The 19,056-nt window shown below is 75.3% G+C and carries 20 protein-coding genes; 19 read left to right on the forward strand and 1 reads right to left on the reverse strand.

Translation table 11 applies throughout. The annotated features are described in order from the left end of the window. Positions 1-14: 14 nt before the first annotated feature. Genes REH70_RS09400 through REH70_RS09420 form a run of 5 tightly spaced genes read left to right on the forward strand, consistent with a single transcriptional unit; the run spans position 15 to position 5,343 of the window. Positions 15-2,918 carry a hypothetical protein gene (locus REH70_RS09400; protein ID WP_310753916.1) on the forward strand — a complete coding sequence of 968 codons (2,904 nt, stop codon included), beginning with the start codon at positions 15-17 and terminating at the stop codon, positions 2,916-2,918. Then, a complete protein-coding gene (locus REH70_RS09405; RefSeq protein WP_310753917.1) occupies positions 2,848-3,177 on the forward strand; it encodes a hypothetical protein in 330 nt (109 codons plus the stop codon). The genes REH70_RS09400 and REH70_RS09405 overlap by 71 nt, the downstream gene beginning before the upstream one ends. Continuing rightward, entirely contained in the window at positions 3,177-3,623 is a 447-nt protein-coding gene (locus REH70_RS09410; RefSeq protein WP_310753918.1) for a hypothetical protein, read from the forward strand. Before REH70_RS09405 ends, REH70_RS09410 begins: the two co-directional genes overlap by 1 nt. Further along, positions 3,620-3,811 carry a hypothetical protein gene (locus tag REH70_RS09415; protein WP_310753919.1) on the forward strand — a complete coding sequence of 64 codons (192 nt, stop codon included), beginning with the start codon at positions 3,620-3,622 and terminating at the stop codon, positions 3,809-3,811. The genes REH70_RS09410 and REH70_RS09415 overlap by 4 nt, the downstream gene beginning before the upstream one ends. Before the next feature lie 8 nt (positions 3,812-3,819). Continuing rightward, the gene (locus tag REH70_RS09420; protein WP_310753920.1) at positions 3,820-5,343 is read left to right on the forward strand and encodes a hypothetical protein; all 1,524 of its coding nucleotides are present in this window, start codon (positions 3,820-3,822) and stop codon (positions 5,341-5,343) included. Between the two features lie 42 nt (positions 5,344-5,385). Here REH70_RS09420 and REH70_RS09425 read toward each other — a convergent pair whose 3' ends face one another. After that, positions 5,386-6,381 carry an endonuclease gene (locus tag REH70_RS09425; RefSeq protein ID WP_310753921.1) on the reverse strand — a complete coding sequence of 332 codons (996 nt, stop codon included), beginning with the start codon at positions 6,379-6,381 and terminating at the stop codon, positions 5,386-5,388. A 446-nt stretch (positions 6,382-6,827) separates the two neighbouring features. On the opposite strand from REH70_RS09425, the gene REH70_RS09430 reads away from it, so the two are divergent. From REH70_RS09430 to REH70_RS09495, 14 genes are all read left to right on the forward strand, one after another. Beyond that, positions 6,828-7,097: a hypothetical protein gene (locus tag REH70_RS09430; RefSeq protein ID WP_310753922.1), complete on the forward strand. Its 270-nt coding sequence runs from the start codon at positions 6,828-6,830 to the stop codon at positions 7,095-7,097. A 175-nt stretch (positions 7,098-7,272) separates the two neighbouring features. Next, complete coding sequence (locus REH70_RS09435) at positions 7,273-7,833, forward strand: hypothetical protein (protein WP_310753923.1); 561 nt, start codon at positions 7,273-7,275, stop codon at positions 7,831-7,833. Next, entirely contained in the window at positions 7,827-8,426 is a 600-nt protein-coding gene (locus REH70_RS09440) for a PASTA domain-containing protein (RefSeq protein WP_310753924.1), read from the forward strand. Before REH70_RS09435 ends, REH70_RS09440 begins: the two co-directional genes overlap by 7 nt. A 9-nt stretch (positions 8,427-8,435) precedes the next feature. Continuing rightward, positions 8,436-9,092 carry a hypothetical protein gene (locus tag REH70_RS09445; RefSeq protein WP_310753925.1) on the forward strand — a complete coding sequence of 219 codons (657 nt, stop codon included), beginning with the start codon at positions 8,436-8,438 and terminating at the stop codon, positions 9,090-9,092. Next, positions 9,073-9,795 carry a hypothetical protein gene (locus REH70_RS09450; protein WP_310753926.1) on the forward strand — a complete coding sequence of 241 codons (723 nt, stop codon included), beginning with the start codon at positions 9,073-9,075 and terminating at the stop codon, positions 9,793-9,795. The genes REH70_RS09445 and REH70_RS09450 overlap by 20 nt, the downstream gene beginning before the upstream one ends. Before the next feature lie 38 nt (positions 9,796-9,833). After that, a complete protein-coding gene (locus REH70_RS09455) occupies positions 9,834-10,691 on the forward strand; it encodes a hypothetical protein (RefSeq protein WP_310753927.1) in 858 nt (285 codons plus the stop codon). Next, on the forward strand, positions 10,577-11,167 hold the full coding sequence (locus tag REH70_RS09460; RefSeq protein ID WP_310754220.1) for a phage tail sheath C-terminal domain-containing protein: 591 nt from the start codon (positions 10,577-10,579) through the stop codon (positions 11,165-11,167). Before REH70_RS09455 ends, REH70_RS09460 begins: the two co-directional genes overlap by 115 nt. Then, positions 11,164-11,643 carry a phage tail protein gene (locus REH70_RS09465; protein ID WP_310753929.1) on the forward strand — a complete coding sequence of 160 codons (480 nt, stop codon included), beginning with the start codon at positions 11,164-11,166 and terminating at the stop codon, positions 11,641-11,643. The genes REH70_RS09460 and REH70_RS09465 overlap by 4 nt, the downstream gene beginning before the upstream one ends. 1,158 nt (positions 11,644-12,801) lie before the next feature. Next, positions 12,802-13,143 carry a hypothetical protein gene (locus REH70_RS09470; RefSeq protein ID WP_310753930.1) on the forward strand — a complete coding sequence of 114 codons (342 nt, stop codon included), beginning with the start codon at positions 12,802-12,804 and terminating at the stop codon, positions 13,141-13,143. After that, complete coding sequence (locus tag REH70_RS09475) at positions 13,143-13,985, forward strand: hypothetical protein (RefSeq protein ID WP_310753931.1); 843 nt, start codon at positions 13,143-13,145, stop codon at positions 13,983-13,985. The genes REH70_RS09470 and REH70_RS09475 overlap by 1 nt, the downstream gene beginning before the upstream one ends. After that, positions 13,982-15,646 carry a contractile injection system protein, VgrG/Pvc8 family gene (locus tag REH70_RS09480; RefSeq protein ID WP_310753932.1) on the forward strand — a complete coding sequence of 555 codons (1,665 nt, stop codon included), beginning with the start codon at positions 13,982-13,984 and terminating at the stop codon, positions 15,644-15,646. The genes REH70_RS09475 and REH70_RS09480 overlap by 4 nt, the downstream gene beginning before the upstream one ends. A 1-nt stretch (position 15,647) precedes the next feature. Next, complete coding sequence (locus tag REH70_RS09485; protein ID WP_310753933.1) at positions 15,648-16,001, forward strand: hypothetical protein; 354 nt, start codon at positions 15,648-15,650, stop codon at positions 15,999-16,001. Then, complete coding sequence (locus REH70_RS09490) at positions 15,998-16,486, forward strand: GPW/gp25 family protein (protein ID WP_310753935.1); 489 nt, start codon at positions 15,998-16,000, stop codon at positions 16,484-16,486. Before REH70_RS09485 ends, REH70_RS09490 begins: the two co-directional genes overlap by 4 nt. Position 16,487: 1 nt before the next feature. After that, complete coding sequence (locus REH70_RS09495) at positions 16,488-19,052, forward strand: baseplate J/gp47 family protein (RefSeq protein WP_310753937.1); 2,565 nt, start codon at positions 16,488-16,490, stop codon at positions 19,050-19,052. Positions 19,053-19,056: the final 4 nt, after the last annotated feature.

Consider the following 19,056-nt stretch of genomic DNA (forward strand, 5'->3'; position numbering starts at 1 on the left):
GGTCGGACCCACGGGTGTCGGGAGTCCTGCAGGCGCTCCTGGCAGCCCTCGACGACCTCCCGGACCAGCCGCAGCTCGCCGCCTCGGTGCGCGAGACCCTCCTCGCGGCGGCCGGTGACGAGAAGACGCTGACCGCCGCGGTCACCGACCTGTCGCGTGCGCTCGGTGCGGTGCTCCGCGGCGTCGACCGCGCGAAGGACGAGCTGGACCGGATCGCCGCCGAGCGCGTCGTGCCGTTCTCCGAGGCGTGGTGGGAACGACGCCGGCGCGACGCGGCGTCGGGCACCGGGGTGCAGGCCTCCCGCGCCTGGGTCGTGTCGTACGTCGAGGCGCTGCTCGCGGGCCGCCCGGACGTCGCCCAGCGGTTGTGCGAGCCGTCCCTCGGGCTCGCCCCCGGGGACGAGCCGGAGCTCGTCGCCTCGGCACGCACCGCGGCGGACGCGCTCGCCCACGGTCGGCTGCCCGGCGTCGTGCCGGTCGCACGGACCATCCTCGACGGGCCGTGGGCGGACGGGCTCACGATCGACGACCGGGTCGACCTGGAGGTGCTGCTCGCGCGCGGGTCGATCCGGTCCGGCGCGAGGACGACACCGGTGCAGGCCCGCCTGGAGCGGGCCGCCGCCTCGGCCGCGCGGTACGGGGACCCCGCGCTCGAGAGCCGGCTGGTCGCCGTGCTGGGGGAGTGCTCGCTGGCGGAGGACGACATCGACGCGGCCCGCGCCGAGTTCCAGCGCGCGGTCGACATCACGGCGGACGAGCCGGCCGGCCTGGTGGGGCTGGCCGTGCTCGAGGAGCGGGCGCAGAACTGGTCGCGTGCCACGGCGCTGTACGACCGGGCGGCAGCGGCCGTCGTCCCGGACGTCACCGAGCTCGACCGCCTCCACGCACCGACGACGGGCAACCTCTACTGGCGCCTCTCCCGGCGGCTGTCCCAGGACCCCGACCGTGCCGAGGACGCCCTCGCTGCCCTCGACCGGGCCCTGGCGCTCGGGATGTCGGGCACGGCGCAGCACCAGGAGCGCCGCGCCTTCGTCGACAAGGCGCACCTGCTCGAGCGCCTGGAGCGCCCGGCGGAGGCCGCTCGGGCGTACCACGACGCCGGCGACCGCTACTCCCAGGACGGGGACCAGGCGACCGCCCGGGGGTACCTCGAGCGTGCGATCAGCCTCGACGGCACGCAGGCCCTGTACCACTGGGGGCTCGCCGAGGTGCTCCGGCTGCTCGCGCAGCTCCCGGACGGCACGGTGGACGCCGCGCGCGTCCGGGCCGGGATCGCCGCGTGGGACGCCGGCACGGCACTGCGCGCACCGACCGCGGACGAGTCGTGGGTGCACCTGGTGCACGGTCTCCTCCGGCACGACCACGTGGTCCGGGAGCAGAGCGAGCGACACCGGGTCTGGACCTCCGTCGGGGACGTCGAGTGCGCCCTGCTGCTGGACGACGGCTCCGCGACGGCATGGTCCTTCCTGTCCATGGTCCACCTCGAGCTCGGGATGACCGGCTCCGCGCTGCACGCCGCGGACCGGGCGCGCCTCGCGGCTCCCGGTGACGACTTCACGGCGTACGTGACGTCCCGGTCGCTCGCCGCCGTGGGACGGGTGGACGAGGCCATCGCGTCCGCGGCGGGTCTCGGGACTCCCTGGGCGATGCTGCAGATCCCGCTGCTCCACGTCCTGCAGGGCCGTCCGGACTCGGCGCTCGCGGTCCTCGACGGTGCGCCTGCCGACCGTGAGGTCGATCCGCTCGAGCCCCGCGTCCGCAGCATCTGCCTGACCCGCGCCGGACGGGACGACGACGCCGCCGCGGCGATGGCGCACCTGTGGCCCGCGGAGGACGCCCCGGAGCCCGGCGACCGCCACACCGCGGCCTGGGCCGGCTACCTCCTGGGCCACCTCGACCGCGCGGCCCAGCTGCTGGAGGGATCGCTCGGCGACGGTCCGACGAATGCCTCCAACCAGAGGATCGACCTGGGGCTGATCCTGCTGGCACGCGGCGGCCCGGGCGACCTGGAGCGGGGGCAGGGGCTCGTCGAGGACGGTGTCCGGGAGTGCCCGTGGTGGGACACCGTGTGCCACCTGCGCGACACCGAGCTGCCGTCGCTCGTGCGTCGCACGGCGACGTCCCCCACGCGACGGCGGCCCGCGAGCTCGTCGGACCGATCGAGGCGCTGTGCGCAGCACGGATGGACGAGCTCGCGCGGAGTGACCGCGATCCCCGGGCGGAGGCCGGTGAGGCACTGGCGTCCGCGGAGCCGGCGGACGACGTGGCCCCCGTCGACTGGCGGCCCGGGCAGCCTTGGCACGGCTCGCGGGCGAGGCCGGCGACCACGCCACCGCGCTCGAGCACTACCTGGCGCTGGCCGAGGACGGGTTCCCGGAGAGCCGGCGCGCCATCGGGGCCCGCGTCGCGGACCTGTGCCGGGAGGGGGACGACCTGGTCCGCGCCGGGTCGCCGCTCGAGGAGGCGTCGTCCCGGTACGTCCGGCTGTTCGGCGCCCTGGACGCGGAGCTGCTGGTCGCGTCGACGGACGACGCCGCCGGCCGGCCGGCACGCGACCTCGACGACCTCACGCACCTGCGCGACGGTCTCGCCCTCCGCGCCGCGATGTGCGCCCTCCTCCTGGGGCGGCACGCGGACGCCCTCGGCTGGTTGACGTCCGCCGCCGCAGGCGCCACGGGGGACGACGACGCCCGCGCCGTCGTCGGGATCTTCGTGCGGGCGCCCGGCGCCTACTGGACCTTCAGCGACGCGGTCACCGCGCTGCGGGAGGATCCCGGATCGCCGCCGGAGGCGGCGGCGCTGGTGGCCGCACTGGCAGCCGCCGCGGACCTGGAGACCGTGTACCGCATGCGGCGCACGGACATCGACAGCACGACGACCTTCCCGCTGGAGAACCCGGTGTCGGTGACGCTCGGTGACGGGCTGGTCGCCGGGACGACCGGACCGGGGTGGGTGCTGTTCAGCCGACTGGTCCCCGAGCTGCGGGAGCGGTTGCGCGCCCGGACGGGCATCACCATCCCCGGCATCCGCTTCCGGGGCGGCCCGGGGCTGGAGCCGGCGCAGTTCCAGGTCCGGTGGGAGGGGAGCTGGTCGCGTCCGGGACGGTGTCGAGCCTGCCGTCGTCGAGCGACGACCCGAGCGGCCTCCGCGAGGTCGTCGACGCGCTCGAGGCGGTGATGCAGGAGAACGTCGCGCGTCTGTTCGGGCCCGACGACCTCGGGTCGTGGGTGGAGGAGCTCGCACTCGACGAGCCGGAGCGCTCGCGGGTGGCCGCGACCCTTCTCGGCGACTGGACCATGCGGATCCGGACGCACCGGGTGCTGCGCATGCTCCTGAGGGAAGGCGTCTGGCTCACGCGCGGTCGCGAGGTGCTCAGGGCGCTGGCCCGGATCGAGTCCGGCAGGCGGCAGGAGATCCTGCGCGTGAGCGCCGACCTGCGCCTGGCACTGGCGCCCACGCTGCCCGGAGCCAGAACCTCGGGGGCCGAGCTGCCCGCGGGCCTCGAGGAGCTGGTCGCCGGGGGTTGGCGATCGACCCCGCCGACGGTTCCACCATCTGGCAGGTGCCGTGGCCGACGGCGCGCGAGCTCGTCCCGCAGATCAGGACCTGGCACGGCCGGGTGACGGTGGAGGGCGACGAGCCGCCGACGATCGTCGTCGGCGACACCGCGGTCCGCTCCTACCTGTGGCGGCTCCTGGCCGCCGGTGGCGCCAGGACGGCGGTCCTGAACCGGGCCGAGCGGGACGCCGCAGGCGGCGGCCCGAGCAGCTCGAGCGGCCCGAGCGGCCCCCGTGACGAGCCCGCGAGCTAGGAGGTCGCATGGTCGCCGACGCGCGCGGTCCGGGGATGCACCCGCCGACCCCGTCCGGCGTGCCGGTGGTGCCGGTGGTGCCGGTCCGGCTCGCCCTGCCCGGACCGGCCGTGGACGGCGCCACGCACGTCGCCGTGCGCGACGCGGCGAGCTCCGTCGTGACCGAGCACCTGCACGCCCTGGGCCTGCCGGGACGCGCCGAGGTGACCGCGGAGCGCACGGACGGGCCGAGTGCGCTGTGGGGCCTGTGGGTGCACGGCGAGCGCCTGCGCTGCACGGCGGAGGAGGCCGTCCGGCTGGTGGAGGACGCCACGGAGGGGCGGACGTCGCAGATCGCGTCGGTGGACGGCGACGTGCTCGTCCGGGTGGCGGCCGGCCTGTGCACGATCGCCCTGCAGAGCAGGCTCTCCGCGCTGGTCGGTCCGGCGCACCTCGACCTCGCCCTGTCCCGTCCCGACAGCGGCGCGTCACGGGACGCGCACGCGTTGCGGCAGGTGCTGACGACGGTCGTGGACTGCGGGATCTCCCTCGCCGCCGGTGCGCAGGACCTCGCCGAGATCGGCTCCCGGTCGGCCGTCACCCACCCCGTCGTCCTGGCCGAGGAGCTCATCACCGCCGGCCGCGCCCCGGTGCTGGACGTCGTCCTGCAGCCGGACACGCTGCGGTCCATCACGTCCGGCGAGGCGCGGGACGACGACGTGTTCGTCGACCTGCGGACCGCGCTGTACCGCGAGCTGGGCATCCTGGGACCCGACTTCCGGTTCGCCCCGACGGCGGGCCTCGGTGACCGGGCGTTCGCCTTCCGTCTCAACGCCGTCCGCACGTGGCCGGACCGTCTGCCGACCGGCGCGGGCCTCGCGGCCGTGGCCGACGCGCTCGCGGTCGCGGTGCGCACGCGTGCGGACTGGTTCATCTCGACCGACGCCGTCGAGGAGATGACCGGCCGGCTCGCGCTGGCTCTGCCCGACACGCTGGAGGCGGTGCGCGCCCTGTACCCGCTGGAGTGGCTCACCGGGCTCACGCGCGTGGCCGTCGACGAGGGCACCTCGCTGCGGCACCTCGCCACGATCCTGGACCGCCTGCTGGACCTCGACCTCCACCCGCACGCGGAGCTCCTGCGCCTCCGCGAGGGCGGCGCGTACCGGTCCGGCGTCCCCATCGAGGCCCTCCCGCATCCCCGCGATGCGATCGCGCTCGTGCGTCAGCAGGCGGCGGAGGAGCGGTGGCGCACCGGCAGCAGCCGTCCCACGACCGCTCTCGAGCTCAGCACGGGTCTCCAGAGGGCGGTGCAGGCGCTGGCCACGGAGGGGCGGCTGCGGGTGGGTGACGTCCAGGCGGAGCACGCGGCCGCGCAGGTGCGCGCCATGGGGCACCTCGCCCGCGAGCACCCGTTGGTCGCGGACTCCCTGGCGGTCCGTGCCTGGTTGCGCGAGTCGCTGCGCTCGGAGTTCCCGGACCTGCGTGTGCTGGCCCGCCGCGAGATCCCGCCGGGCGCCGACGTGCGCTTCGTCCGCGCCCCCGACGACGTCTGAGCCGCTGCGGCGGGGAGGCCCCGGACGCGGCGCCGGCGGACGTCAGGGGCCGACGGTCGCCACCAGGGTGGGCAGCAGGCTCCTCGCCAGCTCGGGCCGGTCGACGAACGGGTTGCGATTGCCCTGGCGCTCGACGATGGCCGCGTTGCGGTGCCGCTCCCACTCGGTCACCGGGTCGGCCTCGTGCCACGCCAGCACCGTCTCCTGCCGGGCCCGGGGCATCTCGACGTCCTGCACGACGCCGGGGTAGCGCAGCAGGAAGTAGAGGAGCGCGCGCGCCGCAGGACCCTTGCCGTGCGCCGGCTCGAACCCGCCGCCCTCGCTCTTCCCGCAGTCCCCGCGCACCGCGGTGATCGCCGGGTTGCCGCTCCGGGCCGCGGGGAAGTCGGTGAACTCCGCGTACGGGGTGTTGCCCCGGAAGCTGTTGCACCGCGACTCGCACGCGAAGAGGTGGTGCAGGTCTCCGCGCATCGGCTCCTTCCTCGCGAACCAGCTCTGCGGCACGACGTGCTCGCAGTTGTAGGGCAGCGCGGCCTCCACCTCGGCCTCCACCTGGGCCTCCACCTGGGCATCGACGGCCGCGGTGGGCCCCGTCCCGGCGACCACGGTCACCGGCGGCACGCCCAGCCGAGCGGTCATGGCCTCCCTGCGGGCCGCGGCGATGTCGAGGTCCGCCCGGATCAGCTCCGCCGGGTCCCACTCGTGCCCCGTGTAGATGCTGCGGATCGAGCCGTCCGGCTGCAGGTCGACCCACGGGTAGAGCTCCCGCGCCGGCTTGTAGGTCGGCGTCCGCTGGTGCGTCCGGCGCACGAGGTCCCCGAGCCCCTCGGGTGCCACGTCGCCGTAGTACGCGTCGCACGCCTCGCCGTCCGCGTCCGCGTCGTAGTACGGCCGCCCGCGTGACCGGGCCAGCTCGGCGAGCGCGGTGTCCGCGTCCGCACTGGACAGCACGTACCGGCCGAACATGTCCCCGAGGGTCATGTGGCAGGAGTACTGCAGGCGTCGGCCCGCGTCAACGCCCGCCGCACCGGTCGCCACCGGACCGCCGTGCCGCCTGCCGTGGACAGGCGTGGACGGGCGTGCTCCCGCGACCGTCGCACGCCGTCCAGGGGGCACGTGCGCATCTCGTCGCGCATTCTCGCCGACCCCACGAAAGTCGTTGACCGCCGGGCGAGCCGGGAGTAGAACGGACTGGAGCGACGCCATCACGGAACGGCGGCTGCAGTCGGTGCCGACCGGTCCCGCACGAGCCGGATATATGCGCTCGCGCGACTTTTGACGTCGCGAGCGACGACATCGGCGTCACGGCGGTCGCCCGTCGGCGGACGGGCAACCGCACAATGGCGACGAAAGGGTCCCCGGGACCAGGAGGCCGAAATGGCTGACAACCGCACGACGACCGTCACCGTGGCCAACCACTTCGACAGCGCCGCGACCATCACCCTGACGCACCGGCACGGCAGCGCCCCACCCGAGGAGACGACGTGGGCGGACGTCGCGATCGGCGCGTCCGGCAGGCCGCCCTCACCGTCCGGTACCAGACCGGCCTGTTCACGGGGCTCGACTACTGGACGGTGCGCGTCGAGGTGCTCGACGGACGTGAGAAGGGTGTGTGGGACAACGACGGCGAGAAGGAGTGCTACCTGACCGAGGAGGACCAGGGCACGCTGCTCACGTTCGACGTGAGCTCCGACGGTTTCAAGCTCAACATGCTCTCCTCCAGCTGCACGGACGGCCTCACCAAACGCTCGTAGCCGGGCGACCGATCTGCATTGAGGACGACGCGCCGCCGGCGCACCACCCACCGAGTCGCCGCGAGCTCTCGGTGACGCCTGGACGCGGGCCCATTCCGTTGCAGTCGAATTGATTCGTGGAAATGGCGGGGGAGAAGTCATGGCGCACCGTGACGCGGATCACTACGCTGGTCCCGTGGGGCATCCTCTCGACGGGGACTTCGGTCCCGATGAGCCGGTCACGACCCAACCCGCACCGTTCTCGGTGACGGGCCCCACCTCTGTCGAGCTCGACCGGGCCACACGGACGGGGACCGCGTCGTTCTCGGTGCTCAACACCTCCGGCCGGCCGGTGCGGGTCCGACTCCTCCCGCAGGCGATCGCGGCGACGGACCCGGACTGGCTGGCGGTCGTGGGCGACGTCGAGCGTCCGCTCGGCAACGCCGCCACCCTCACCGCAGACGTGCGGATCACGGTGCCCGCGGAGGCTCCGGTGGGTCAGCACGCGATGCGCCTCGACGTCTCGCCGGAGGACCGACCGGAGCAGGTCGCCCAGGGGCAGGCGGTCGCCTTCACCATCCCCGAGCCGCTGGAGAAGCCGGGGTTCCCGAGATGGCTGCTGCTCGCCATCATCGGCGCGGTGCTCGTCCTCGCGCTCGGGGCGCTCGCGATCTGGTGGTTCGTCATCCGGGAGCCCGCCCCTGACCCGCTCACGGCACCCGAGGTCTCGGGGAGCCCACGGTCGGCCAGGTGCTGACCGTGGTGCCGGGCACGTGGTCACCGGACGACGTCCCGCTCGTCCACATCTGGCAGTCCTGCTCCGGAGGCGCCGAGGACACCGACAGCTGCACGGACGTCACCCTCGGCGGTGCGACCGCGATCGGTGAGACCTTCACCATCAGCACCGAGCTCGAGGGGCAGCGGATCCGGGTCAGGGAGAGCGCCCTGAGCGGCGACGAGGACGACCCCGAGGCGACGGACCAGTTCAGCGAGCTGACGGGCGTCGTCGCCCCCGCCCCGATCCCGCAGGTCGTCGTCCCGGGCTTCCTCGGCGAGCCACGGAGCATCGCGTTCCAGCAGCTGGCCGCGCTCGGTCTGACGGTCACGCTGGAGGAGGTCGGTCAGTCGGGGGAGTGCGACCCGCGTGTCGAGGTGCAGGACCCCTCCGCCGGCGCGCAGGTCGACGTCGGCTCGTCGGTGCGCATCTCGACCGGCCGCCCCCGGCCGTTCTTCGAGTGCGGCTTCCCGTTCCCGCCGATCTTCGACGGCGGCGTCTTCCTCGACCTCGACGATTTGGACGACCCGATCATCGGGGACTTCCGGTTACCCGAAAGACTCATCAACCCCTGAGGACTCGACATGGCGGTCCTACGTGTACTGGGAACCGTCGCCGTGGCCACCGCCACGACGTGGGTCACGCTCCGGGTGCTGAGCGTCTGGCTGCCGCTCGCGGCAGAGCCGGCGGTCATGCTCCCCGTGCTCGTCGTCGTCGCCGTCCAGGGGCTGCTCGCCGGCCTCCTGGCGAGCTACGACCTCGGGCGGATCGGTCACTGGCTGATCCTGCTCCTCGACCACACGTGGAGCCTGCCCAACACCGTGTTCGGCGGGCTCGTGGGCAACCTGGTCTACCCCTGGGTCGGCCGCCCCTCCCGCACGCAGAGCGCCGGCCGGACGTGGATCTGCTACCTGCCGCGGGGGACGTCCGGCTTCGGGACCGACGTGCTGCAGACCCTCGGGATCGTCAACCTCGGTGGCGCCGGCCAGCACGAGCGGATGCATCTGCTGCAGTCGAGGATCTTCGGCCCGACCTACCTGCCCCTGTTCGCGGTGTCCTACGTGGCGACCGCGACCCTGGCGATCCTGTTCGCGCCGGTGGGCGCCGTGCTCCGGGCGGCGCACCTGCGCGACACCTGGTATCTGCGCCCGCCGCCGCGGTCCGCGGTGCACGGGTTCTTCGGGTGGATCTACTACGCCACCCCGTTCGAGCTCTGGGCATATGCCAGCGGCAACCCGTGACGCCACCGCCGGCACGGTCGGCGGCGAGTGGACCGCGGCGCTGGACGCGCTCCGGGAGCAGGTCACGTCCCTGACCGGTCTGCCGGTGCTGGACGACACCTCCGCGGCGGGCGAGGCGCTGGCGGCCCTGGTGCAGCCGGTCGGCCTGACACCCCTGACCGGCGCCGGCCCCGCCGCCCGCACCGTCAGCACGGCCGACGTCCGGGTGACCGTCCTGGTGACCGTGGTCGGGGGTGACCCGGTCGACCGGGCCGCCCGCATGACCGACCTCGCGCTGTCCGCGCTCGCGGACGGCGCCTGGGACGTCGACCCGCAGGGCCCGCAGCCGTGGCTGTGGCGGTCCCTCGCCCTGCCCGCGAGACCCGGGCTGCTCGTCCACGTCCCGGTGCGCCGCCTGCTGCACCGGGCGGTGGCCCCGCGGGTCCGGAGCATGCGGGTGGAGAACATGCCCTTCCTCGAGCTCACCGGCCGGGTCGTGACCGACGACGGCTCGCCGGTCCCCTCGGCCGTCGTCGCCGTCCTGCCGAACGGGCCCGACGTCACCACGGACCGCCGCGGCCGCTTCGGCATCCGGGCGGCCGTCGCGGCAGAGCTCGGTCTGCGCGTCCGTGTCGCCGCCCGGGGGGCGTCGACGGTCCTGCGTCTCGAGCCCGCCCCCGACGGCGCACTCGGTGACCTCACGCTCCCGGGGCTCGTGCCCTGACCCTCGTCGCCGCTCCGTCCCACTCCAGGAGGTCCACCGTGCCGCTACCCCTGACGCCCGGCGTCTACGTCGAAGAAGTCCCCAGCGGCGCACGACCGATCGAGCCGGTCGGGACGAGCACCCCGGCGTTCGTCGGCTTCGTCGGCTCGCCGGATGCACCGGTCGGTGAGCCGGTGGCCGTCAACAATTGGCTGCACTACCAGCGGATGTTCCCCAGCGAGGGGCCCAGCACGCCGCTGACGCTGGCCGTCGCCGGGTTCTTCGCCAACGAGGGCCGACGCTGCTTCGTCCTCAACGTCGGTCAGGGCGGCACGCTCACCGGGACGACCCGCCGTCCCGGGATCTCGGTCCTGGAGGAGGTGGACCAGGTCGCGATCGTCGCCGCGCCCGGGTACACCGACGCCGCGTCGTACGAGGCACTCCTGACGCACTGCGAGAACCAGAAGGACCGTGTGGCGATCCTGGACGCACCGCTGGACGTCCAGGACATCTCACAGCTCACGCGGGTGGGCACGGCGCCGCCCGACGCCGGCCCCGACGCGGCGCCGTCGGACGCGCCCGCGCGCGTCGGTGACGGCGACGTCGGGGACGGCGACGGCGTCGGGGACGGCGACCACTCGGCCGGGGATGGAGCCGACGGCGACAGACCGGCGCACGGTCGCGGCGCCGCGGGCCCCGGCGGTCCGCGGGCGACCGCGGCACCCGGTGTGGCACCGCGGCAGTCGAGCTGGGGGCGTTCTACTACCCGTGGATCAGGGTCGTGGACCCGGCAACGGGCCGGATCGTCGAGGCGCCCCCGTCGGGGCACCTCGCCGGGATCTGGGCCCGCACCGATGCGACGCACGGGGTCCACAAGGCCCCGGCGAACGAGCCGGTCCGCGGCGCCGTCGACCTGACCTACCGCCTCACCGCCGCCGAGCAGGGCGAGCTGAACACGGCCGGGGTCAACGGGCTCCGGTTCTTCTCCACCGAGGGCATCAAGGTCTGGGGCGCGCGCACCCTGGCCGGCAGCAGCAGCGAGTGGCGGTACCTCAACGTGCGGCGGCTGTTCGCCATGGTCGAGGAGTCGATCATGCAGGGGATGAACTGGATCCCCTTCCAGAACAACGACCCGATCCTGTGGAACATGATCCGGCGCGACGTCGGGTCGTTCCTCGAGCGCCTGTACCGCCAGGGGGCCCTCATGGGCCGGACGCCCGCCGAGGCGTTCTTCGTCAAGTGCGACGACGAGACCAACCCGCGGTCCGAGATCGACGCCGGCGTCGTCACCACCTACGTCGGGCTCGCGCCGGTCAAGCCGGCGGAGTTCATCGTGTTCAAGGTCAGCCAGTACGAGGGCGGCGCGAGCGTCGAGCAGGAGGGTCAGCGGTGAGCCAGACGACGGAGGGGACGGCGGGGCCCGCGACCGGCGGGACCGCGGCGTGGACGGACCCGTTCCGGGCCCACAACTTCAAGCTGATGATCCAGGGCGTCACGGAGGGCCACTTCATCGAGTGCTCCGGGCTCGACATCACGGTCGACGTCGACGAGTACCGGGAGGCCGGTCAGTCCCAGGTGGTGCACAAGGTCCCGACGATCACCCGGTACGCCGACGTGTCGCTGAGGTACGGACTGACCGACCGCACGGAGATGTGGAAGTGGTTCGAGGACACGGTGGCGGGGCGGATCAACCGCCGCAACGTCACGATCGTGCTGCTCGACTCGCAGGGCACCGTGCCGGTGATCCAGTGGAACCTGGTCAGCGCCCTGCCCGTCCGGTGGAAGGGCGCGACGCTGCGCTCGACGGCCCGCGAGGTCGCCATCGAGGAGATCGCGCTCTCGTACGAGACCCTCGCCCGAGGGGCGTGACCGCCGTGCCCGCGGTGCCGTGGCGGGGCGGGCGCGCCGCGCAGGTCGGCCGGTGGGTGCTGCGCGTCCTCGCGCCGGTCGGGCCCGGGACGGCGGGACGGAGCCGCACCGTCCGCCCGGGCACGGCGCCGACCGGCAGCGACGGGCCGCCGACGTCGCCGTACCCGTTCGTCGACGCCGGCCCGCCCCCGAGTGGCTCGCTTACGTCGAGGACCGCGACCCACGGTGGTTCGACGTCGACGTCCGGCTGTCGCCCGGCGCCCCGGCGGAGCCGGTGCCCGCGGAGGACAGCAGGACCGGCGTGGACGCCGCCGGACCCGATCACGAGGGGCAGACCGCGGGGCGGGGGCCGGCCGGCACGGTGACCGGGGTCGACCGCGGCGCCCCGTACCGATCCGGCGGACGCCCCGTCGTCCACGCTCAGCGCCATGAGCCCGCGGCACCGCTCCGGGCGGGGGACGCGGAGGCGGACCTCGCTGCGCGGAGGACGCCGTCGCCGGGCGGCGTGCGCCCGCGGGTGTCCGTGCGACCCGGACGTCCCGCCGACCTGGGTGCGTCGGGTACCGGGGGCTTGCCGAGGTGAGCACCGCGCCCGCCGCCGGGTCGGTGGCCGCGGGGCCGCCGTGGCCGTCGTGGCCGGGGCACGACGTCGGTGACGGTTCGCTCGGGACGGCCCACGGCGGAGCGCTCGCAGCCGGCACGGCCGGGGGGCCGGCGTCCGTCGGGCGTGCGGTCGCCCCGCCGACCGTGCGTCCCCGGTCGGGCGCGGGGAGGCCCGGCCGTCGCCCCGCGCGCGCCACCGAGCCGGGCGCACCCGGAGCTGCCCCGGGCGCGGCGGAGCACCATCCCGACGCGGCCCGTCCACCCGGGCCGCCGGAGCGGTCGCGGTCCGGCCACGCCGGAGCTGACCACGACGCCGCGCTGGACCGTGACGCCGCGTCCGACCACGACACCGCGCTCGACCGCGACGCCGTCCCCGGACCCGCCCGCTCCGGCCCGCCGGTCGGTAGCGTCTTCGTCCGGTCCCCGCACGCGGCTGCCGGCGCCCCCGCTGCCCCTACCGCGCGCGCCCCGCGACCACGGTCAGGCGCCTCCCGGATCCGCGGGGTGACCCAACCCCGGCCACGAGGTCGTCGACCGTGGTCTGACCGCCCCGCGATGGCCGGACCGGCGGGACCGGCCGGCCAGCTCGACCGGGCCGGACAGCTCGGACCGGGCGGACCGGGCACACGAGCCGGACGGGAACGGTGCGCCGGGGGCAGTGGCCGACCGTGGACGCACCCCGGCGGCGCCGACCGCCGCCCCGACCACGGCAGACGGCCGACCCCCGTCGCGGCCGCAGACACCCGGTGGCCCGAGCTGCCCGACCGTCCCCGTCGCGCCGTCGTCGACGAACGCTCACCGGCCGCCGTCCTGGCCTGGTCCGGCGTGCTGCCCACCGCCGACGGCGGGGCGACCGACGCCACCGACCCGCTCGTCGTCGAGCAGAGGAGCCGCTGATGGAGCGGGTCGCGTTCATCGTCGAGGAGACCGGAGAGCGGATCCCGTGCCTGCTCAACCCCGAGCGGCTGGTGCACCGGCGGGTCGCCGGTCTGCGTCCCCTGGCCTCCGGGTCGGGCGGCGTGTCGGGGCGCGCCGTCACCGACTCCCCGCTGCTGCACACCGGCGGCGGACGGACCGAGATCGACGTCGACCTGATGTTCGACGTCCAGCTCACGGAGGCCGCCACCGCGCCGGCGCTCGTGGCGCCCGCCCCGGCGCCGTCGTCGGCGGATCCGGCCGTCACCCCGCCCGTGGCGCCCCCGGCGCGGGTGCCGCTCGACGTCCGGCACCTCACGCGGCCCCTGTGGGACCTCGCGGAGAACTCCGCCTCGGACGGCCGGTGCGTGCCCTACGTCCGGTTCGTCTGGGGGAAGGCGTGGAACGTGCTGGCCGTCGTGGAGTCGCTGGCCGAGCGACTCGAGCGGTTCGACCAGGGCGGTGTCCCGGGACGCTCGTGGGTGCGCATGCGCCTCGTGCGCGTCAACGAGCCCCCCGGGGCGGCGCTGGAGGACCCGACCGAGCTGTCCGGGCCCGTGCCGGACGCCGACCTCGTGCGGTCCCTGCCGCCGGTCGGCACGCACCTGGTCCTCGGCGCGGGCGGGCCGGCTGACGGCAGACCGGCGGCGGGCGGCCAGACGCTCCCGCAGATCGCCGCCGAGCGCTCGGGCAACCGGCCGTGGCTGTGGCGGTGCTACGCCGACCTCAACGACCTGCTCGACGTCATCTGGCCCTCACCCGGCACGGAGCTGGCCGTGCCCGTCCCGCCCGAGCAGCTGCCGGCCTCGACGGTCCACCCATGAGCACGCCGACGGGCACGCCGACCAGCACGGCAGCGGGCACGCCGACGAGCACGGCAGCGGGCACGCCGACGAGCACGGCAGCGGGCACGCCGACGAGCACGTCGACGTGGGGCGCCGGCCCGGTCGCGGTGCCCCGGGTGGAGGTGCGGCTGAGCGGCTCGGTGCTGCCGGACGAGTCCGCCCGGATGCTCCGGACGGTCCGGGTCCGCCGCGAGATCAGCTCCCCGGCGGCGTGCAGCCTCGAGCTCGTCGGCACGCGGGCCGGCGAGCTCGACGACGTCCTGGCGACCGTCGAGGTCGGCGCGGAGGTGACCCTGACGCTCGACGCCTGGTCGGACACCTTCTTCCACGGCGAGGTGGTGACCGTCGAGCACCGCTACGGGCCCGACGGGTCGAGCACCCTGACCGTCCGCGCCCAGGACCGGGCGCACCGGTGGCGACAGGACTCCCGCCTGCGCGTCTTCGTCGACGTGACCGTCGCCGGGCTGGTCGAGGAGGTCGCCGACGAGATCGGCCTGGGCGTCGACGCCGCCCAGCCCGGTCCCCGCTGGCCGCAGGTCGTGCAGGACGGACGCTCGACGCTCAACCTCGTGACCGACCTGTGCGGGCGGGCCGGGCTGTGGTGGCAGGTCGACGCCGACGGCGACCGGGTCCGGGTGGTCGCCTCCGGGGTCGGCGCGCACGACGCCGGGCCGGCCGTCGAGGTCACCTGGGGCGAGACCCTGCTCGAGGCCGTGGTCACCCGGAGCGCGGTCGGCGTGCACGACAGCTGGCGGGTGACCGGGTGGGACCCCGTCACCGGCGGGGTCGCCGACGAGACGAGCCAGAGCTCCACGGTGGACCTGGACGCCGTCGGCTCGGTCTCGGCGTCCGGCGGTGTGGTCGGGGGCACCTCCACGGCCGGGCCCGACCACGCGGCCGCGCACGCTGCCGCCCTGACCGCGGCGGGCACCGGACGCTCGCGCAGCCTGCGGGCCGTCGTCCGCGGTGACGTCCGCCTCGTGCCCGGGGTCACGCTGACCGTGCAGGGCGTGGCGGCCCAGGCCGCCGGGGACTACGTCGTGCTGACGGCCGACCACGTCGTCGACACCGTCGGCGGGTACACGTGCACGGTGTCCTCGGCGCCACCGCCCCACCTGCGCCCGGGCCGGCTCGGCGCCGACTCCGTCGGCCGGCCGTGGACGACGCCGGGCGAGGTGCTCCGGGTCGACGACCCGGAGGAGCGCGGGCGCGTCCGCGTCGCCCTGACGGCGTACGACCGCCTGGAGTCGGAGTGGCTGCCCGTGCTGTCGCTGGGCGCCGGGGAGGGCAAGGGCCTCACGGTGCAGCCGGACGTCGGTGACCACGTCCTGGTGGCGCACGACGTGGGTGACCCCGGCCGCGGCGTGGTGCTGGGGGGCGTGCGGTCCAGCGGTGGGTCCGAGCCGGCCGCCGGGGTGGCCGACGGAGCCGTCGGGGCCTACGCGCTCCAGCTGCCCGGCGGGCAGGTCGTGCGGCTCAGCGCCGCCACGGACCTGGTCCGGCTGGCCAACGCAGCCGGCAGCCGGCTCGACCTCCACGAGGACGGGGTCCACCTGACCGCCGCCGGCGACCTCGTCGTCGAGGCCCCCGGGCGGACCATCACCCTGCGTGCCGCCCGGATCAACATGGAGCGAGGCTGACATGGCGACCCTGCGCCCCTGGCTCGTGCCGAACGCCGACGTGCGCTGCGACCACCCCGGCGGCAAGGTCCGGATGACGTCGTCCCAGCACCTGGTCCACGTCCAGGGACGGCGGGTCGTCGTCGGGCAGGACCCGGTGGGCCGCCCGATCGCCGGCTGCCCGAACCTCAGCCCCTCGACCAAACCGTGCACGACGACCCTGCGGGTGAAGGAGGGCAGGTCCCCGTTCGTCTTCATCGAGGGCAGGCCCGTCATCCGCGCCGACCTCGTGGGCCTGACCGACGGCACACCGGCGATGGGCGTCAGCTACCGCGTCGCTAATCCCGGCCAGACGCTCGTCGCGGAGGGGCCGTGAGCACCCCGGCGGTCGGCCCGGCTGCCCGTCGGGCCGGGGTCCAGGCCGGACACACCGGACCGGCCGGACGCACCCGGTGGGTGGGGTGGCGCTTCGGGCACCCCGACTTCGACGACGCCCGGCCCGGCCTGACCGTGGACGCCACCGGTCGCCCGGACCGGGTGCACGACGACGACGCGGTCCGCCAGTCCCTGCTGCTCCTGCTGTCGACCCGACCGGGCGAGCGCGTGATGCGCCCGGACTACGGGTGCGCGCTGACCACGCTGATCTTCTCCGCGAACGACGACACGACCGCGGGACTGGCCATCCACTACGTGCGCCGCGCGGTCGAGCGGTTCGAGCCGCGCGCCCAGGTGATCTCCGTGGACGCCGGTCCGGCACCCGGTCGGCCGGACGTGCTCGACGTCGTGCTCGAGTACCGGCCACGCGCAGGCGGGCCGACCGACGTCATCGAGGTCTCCGTACCGCTCTCCGAGGGGGTCTGAGATGCCGCTACCCGTGCCGAACCTCGACGACCGCGACTTCGCACAGCTCCTCGCCGAGGCCCGGGCCGTCATCCGTGCGCGCAGCCCCGAGTGGACCGACCTGTCGCCGGGCGACCCCGGGGCGACGTTGCTGGAGGCGTTCGCGTACCTCACCGACACGCTCGTCTACCGGGTCAACCGTGCACCGGAGAAGGCGTACGTGCAGTTCCTCAACCTCATCGGGGTGCGGCTGGAGCCGCCCGCGTCGGCGTCCGTGGTCCTCACCTTCTCGGCGGGGTCGCCGGTGACCGGCGAGACGACCATCCCGCGCGGCACCCGGGTCACCGCGCCCCGCGGCGGGTCGGGCGGGCCGGTGTTCGTCACCTCGGCCGACGCCGTCCTGCGCCCGGGGGAGCGGGAGGTGGACGTCCTCGCCCACCACGGCGAGGCCGTCGCCGGCGAGCTGGTCGGGCACGGGACCGGCGCGCCGGGCCAGAGCGTGCGGGTGGCCCGGGCCCCCATCACGCTGCCCACCGGCGACGACTTCGACCTCGTGGTGGCGGTCGAGAGCGCACCGGAGGAGCTCGACGCGCGCACGCCGGCACGCCGGGTGGGCGCGACGACGTTCCGGGTCTGGACCGAGGCGAACCACTTCGGGTCCGTCCGGGCCGCGGACGAGGACGACCACCTCTACGTCGTCGACCGGTCGTCCGGGACGGTGACGTTCGCGCCCGCGGCGCGGTTCGCGGCGCCGTCGGGCGGGCTCACCGACACCCCGACGACGTTGGCGACCGTCCCGGCCGCCGGGCGGCAGATCCGGGTCTGGTACCGCGTCGGTGGCGGCGCGTCGGGGAACGTGGCCGCCGGGACCCTGACGACCCTCAAGGACCCCGTCGGCGGCATGCAGGTCGTGAACCGCGAGGCCGCGACCGGCGGACGGGACGGCGAGACGCTCGAGAACGCCATGGTCCGCGGACCCCAGGTGATGCACGCCCTGGACCGCGTCGTGACCGCCCGCGACTACGAGCACGTCGCCGTCGCCTCGAGCGGCGGCGTGTCCCGGGCGCGGGCCGTCACCCGTGCCGAGCTGTGGCGCGGCGCGACGCCGGGCGAGGTCGAGGTGCTCCTCGTCCCGCACCTGGACGAGGGCGCGGTGACGGCGGCCGGTCCGGACGACATCCGCGCGCTCATGACCGACCAGCCGGTCGAGCGCGTCCGTGCCGCGCTCGAGGAGCGTCAGCCCATGGGGACGCGGGTGCGGGTGGGCTGGGCCGGGCTCAAGCCGGTGCGGGTCACCGCGAAGGTCGTCGTGCACCGTGCCGAGGACCGCACCGCGGTCGCCGCCCGGCTGTCGGACCGGTTGCGACGGGTCCTGTCGCCCGTCCCGGTCGCGGGCGGGCACGGCTGGCCGTTCGGGGAGGAGCTGCGGGTCGCGACCATGTACGAGGTCCTGCAGTCCGAGCGCGGCGTCCGGTACGTGAGCGACGTGCGCCTCGTCGTCGAGGAGATGCCCGGCGACGTCGCGGCCATCGTCCGGGACGCGCACCAGCCGGGGACCTGGTTCTGCGCGAGCGGTGAGCGGGTGTACCGGTCGGTCAACGACGGCGAGGGATGGGAGCCGGTCGCCGAGTTCCCCGGCGAGCGGGTCGAGCGGCTGTCGGTGCTGCCCGGCCGGCCCGGGCTCGTGGTGGCGACCACCCGGGTGGCGGAGACCGAGGCCAGCGTCGTGCACGCGTCGCTGGAGAACGGCGACCGGTGGGCGCGGTTCGGCGCGTTCGAGTTCCACGTCGAGGGCGTCGCGCTCGGCACGGTGGAGGGGGCGCCGTACGCCTTCCTGGCGACCGACGAGGGCCTGTACCGGCAGCGTCTGCGCGTGGGTGCGCCGTCGGAGCGGATCCTCGTGGCCGCGAGCGACCCGTCCCTCGCCTGCTACAGCGTCGCGTGCGTCCCCGACCCGGGCGGTGCGCTCCGGGTGGCCGTCGCGTTGCAGGAGTTCGGCGGCGTCCGGGTCTCGTTCGAAGGGGGCCAACCCGGCACGTTCACCCCCACCGGGCTGACCGGCGTCGACGTCCGCGTCCTGCGCGGGCTGATGTCGGGCAACCGCAGCTTCGTCTACGCCGGCGCCTACGCGACCGGCGACGACGACGGCGTCGGCATCCAGCGCCTGGAGCTGCGCGGCACCGAGCCGGACCCGCAGGGCTGGCTGAGGGTGGGCGCCGGCTGGCAGGGCGGCGCCTGCCTGGACATCGCCCTCATGGGGGAGACGGTCGTCGCGGCGACCGCCCGCAGCGGTGTCACGGTCCTCGGTGCGCCGACCCCCGACAGCGTCTGGCGGGTGCCGGCCATCGACTGCGGGCTCCCGCTGCGGGAGAACGGTGGCTTCGCGCCCGTCGTGGCCGTCGCCGTGGACACCGCGCCGCTCGCCCTCACCGGCGGCCCCGGCGGGCTGTTCCGCAGCACCGACGGGCGCAGCTGGGACCTGGCGTCGGACCCCGTGTACATCGAGCGCGTCACGCTCCCGCCGACGTGGCTGTTCGTCGGCGGCACGCACGACCTCGACGTCACCTACGACACCGCCCGTCGGTGAGCCA

It is taken from the genome of Cellulomonas sp. ATA003 (assembly GCF_031582905.1).
Lineage (GTDB): Bacteria > Actinomycetota > Actinomycetes > Actinomycetales > Cellulomonadaceae > Pengzhenrongella.

What these genes read in the sequence shown, in the direction of transcription:
- REH70_RS09405 (WP_310753917.1), top strand. Translation starts at nt 2,848, where the DNA reads ATGCGGCGCACGGACATCGACAGCACGACGACCTTCCCGCTGGAGAAC.
- REH70_RS09410 (WP_310753918.1), top strand. Translation starts at nt 3,177, where the DNA reads ATGCAGGAGAACGTCGCGCGTCTGTTCGGGCCCGACGACCTCGGGTCG.
- REH70_RS09420 (WP_310753920.1), top strand. Translation starts at nt 3,820, where the DNA reads ATGGTCGCCGACGCGCGCGGTCCGGGGATGCACCCGCCGACCCCGTCC.
- REH70_RS09445 (WP_310753925.1), top strand. Translation starts at nt 8,436, where the DNA reads ATGGCGGTCCTACGTGTACTGGGAACCGTCGCCGTGGCCACCGCCACG.
- REH70_RS09450 (WP_310753926.1), top strand. Translation starts at nt 9,073, where the DNA reads ATGCCAGCGGCAACCCGTGACGCCACCGCCGGCACGGTCGGCGGCGAG.
- REH70_RS09470 (WP_310753930.1), top strand. Translation starts at nt 12,802, where the DNA reads ATGGCCGGACCGGCGGGACCGGCCGGCCAGCTCGACCGGGCCGGACAG.
- REH70_RS09475 (WP_310753931.1), top strand. Translation starts at nt 13,143, where the DNA reads ATGGAGCGGGTCGCGTTCATCGTCGAGGAGACCGGAGAGCGGATCCCG.
- REH70_RS09480 (WP_310753932.1), top strand. Translation starts at nt 13,982, where the DNA reads ATGAGCACGCCGACGGGCACGCCGACCAGCACGGCAGCGGGCACGCCG.
- REH70_RS09485 (WP_310753933.1), top strand. Translation starts at nt 15,648, where the DNA reads ATGGCGACCCTGCGCCCCTGGCTCGTGCCGAACGCCGACGTGCGCTGC.
- REH70_RS09495 (WP_310753937.1), top strand. Translation starts at nt 16,488, where the DNA reads ATGCCGCTACCCGTGCCGAACCTCGACGACCGCGACTTCGCACAGCTC.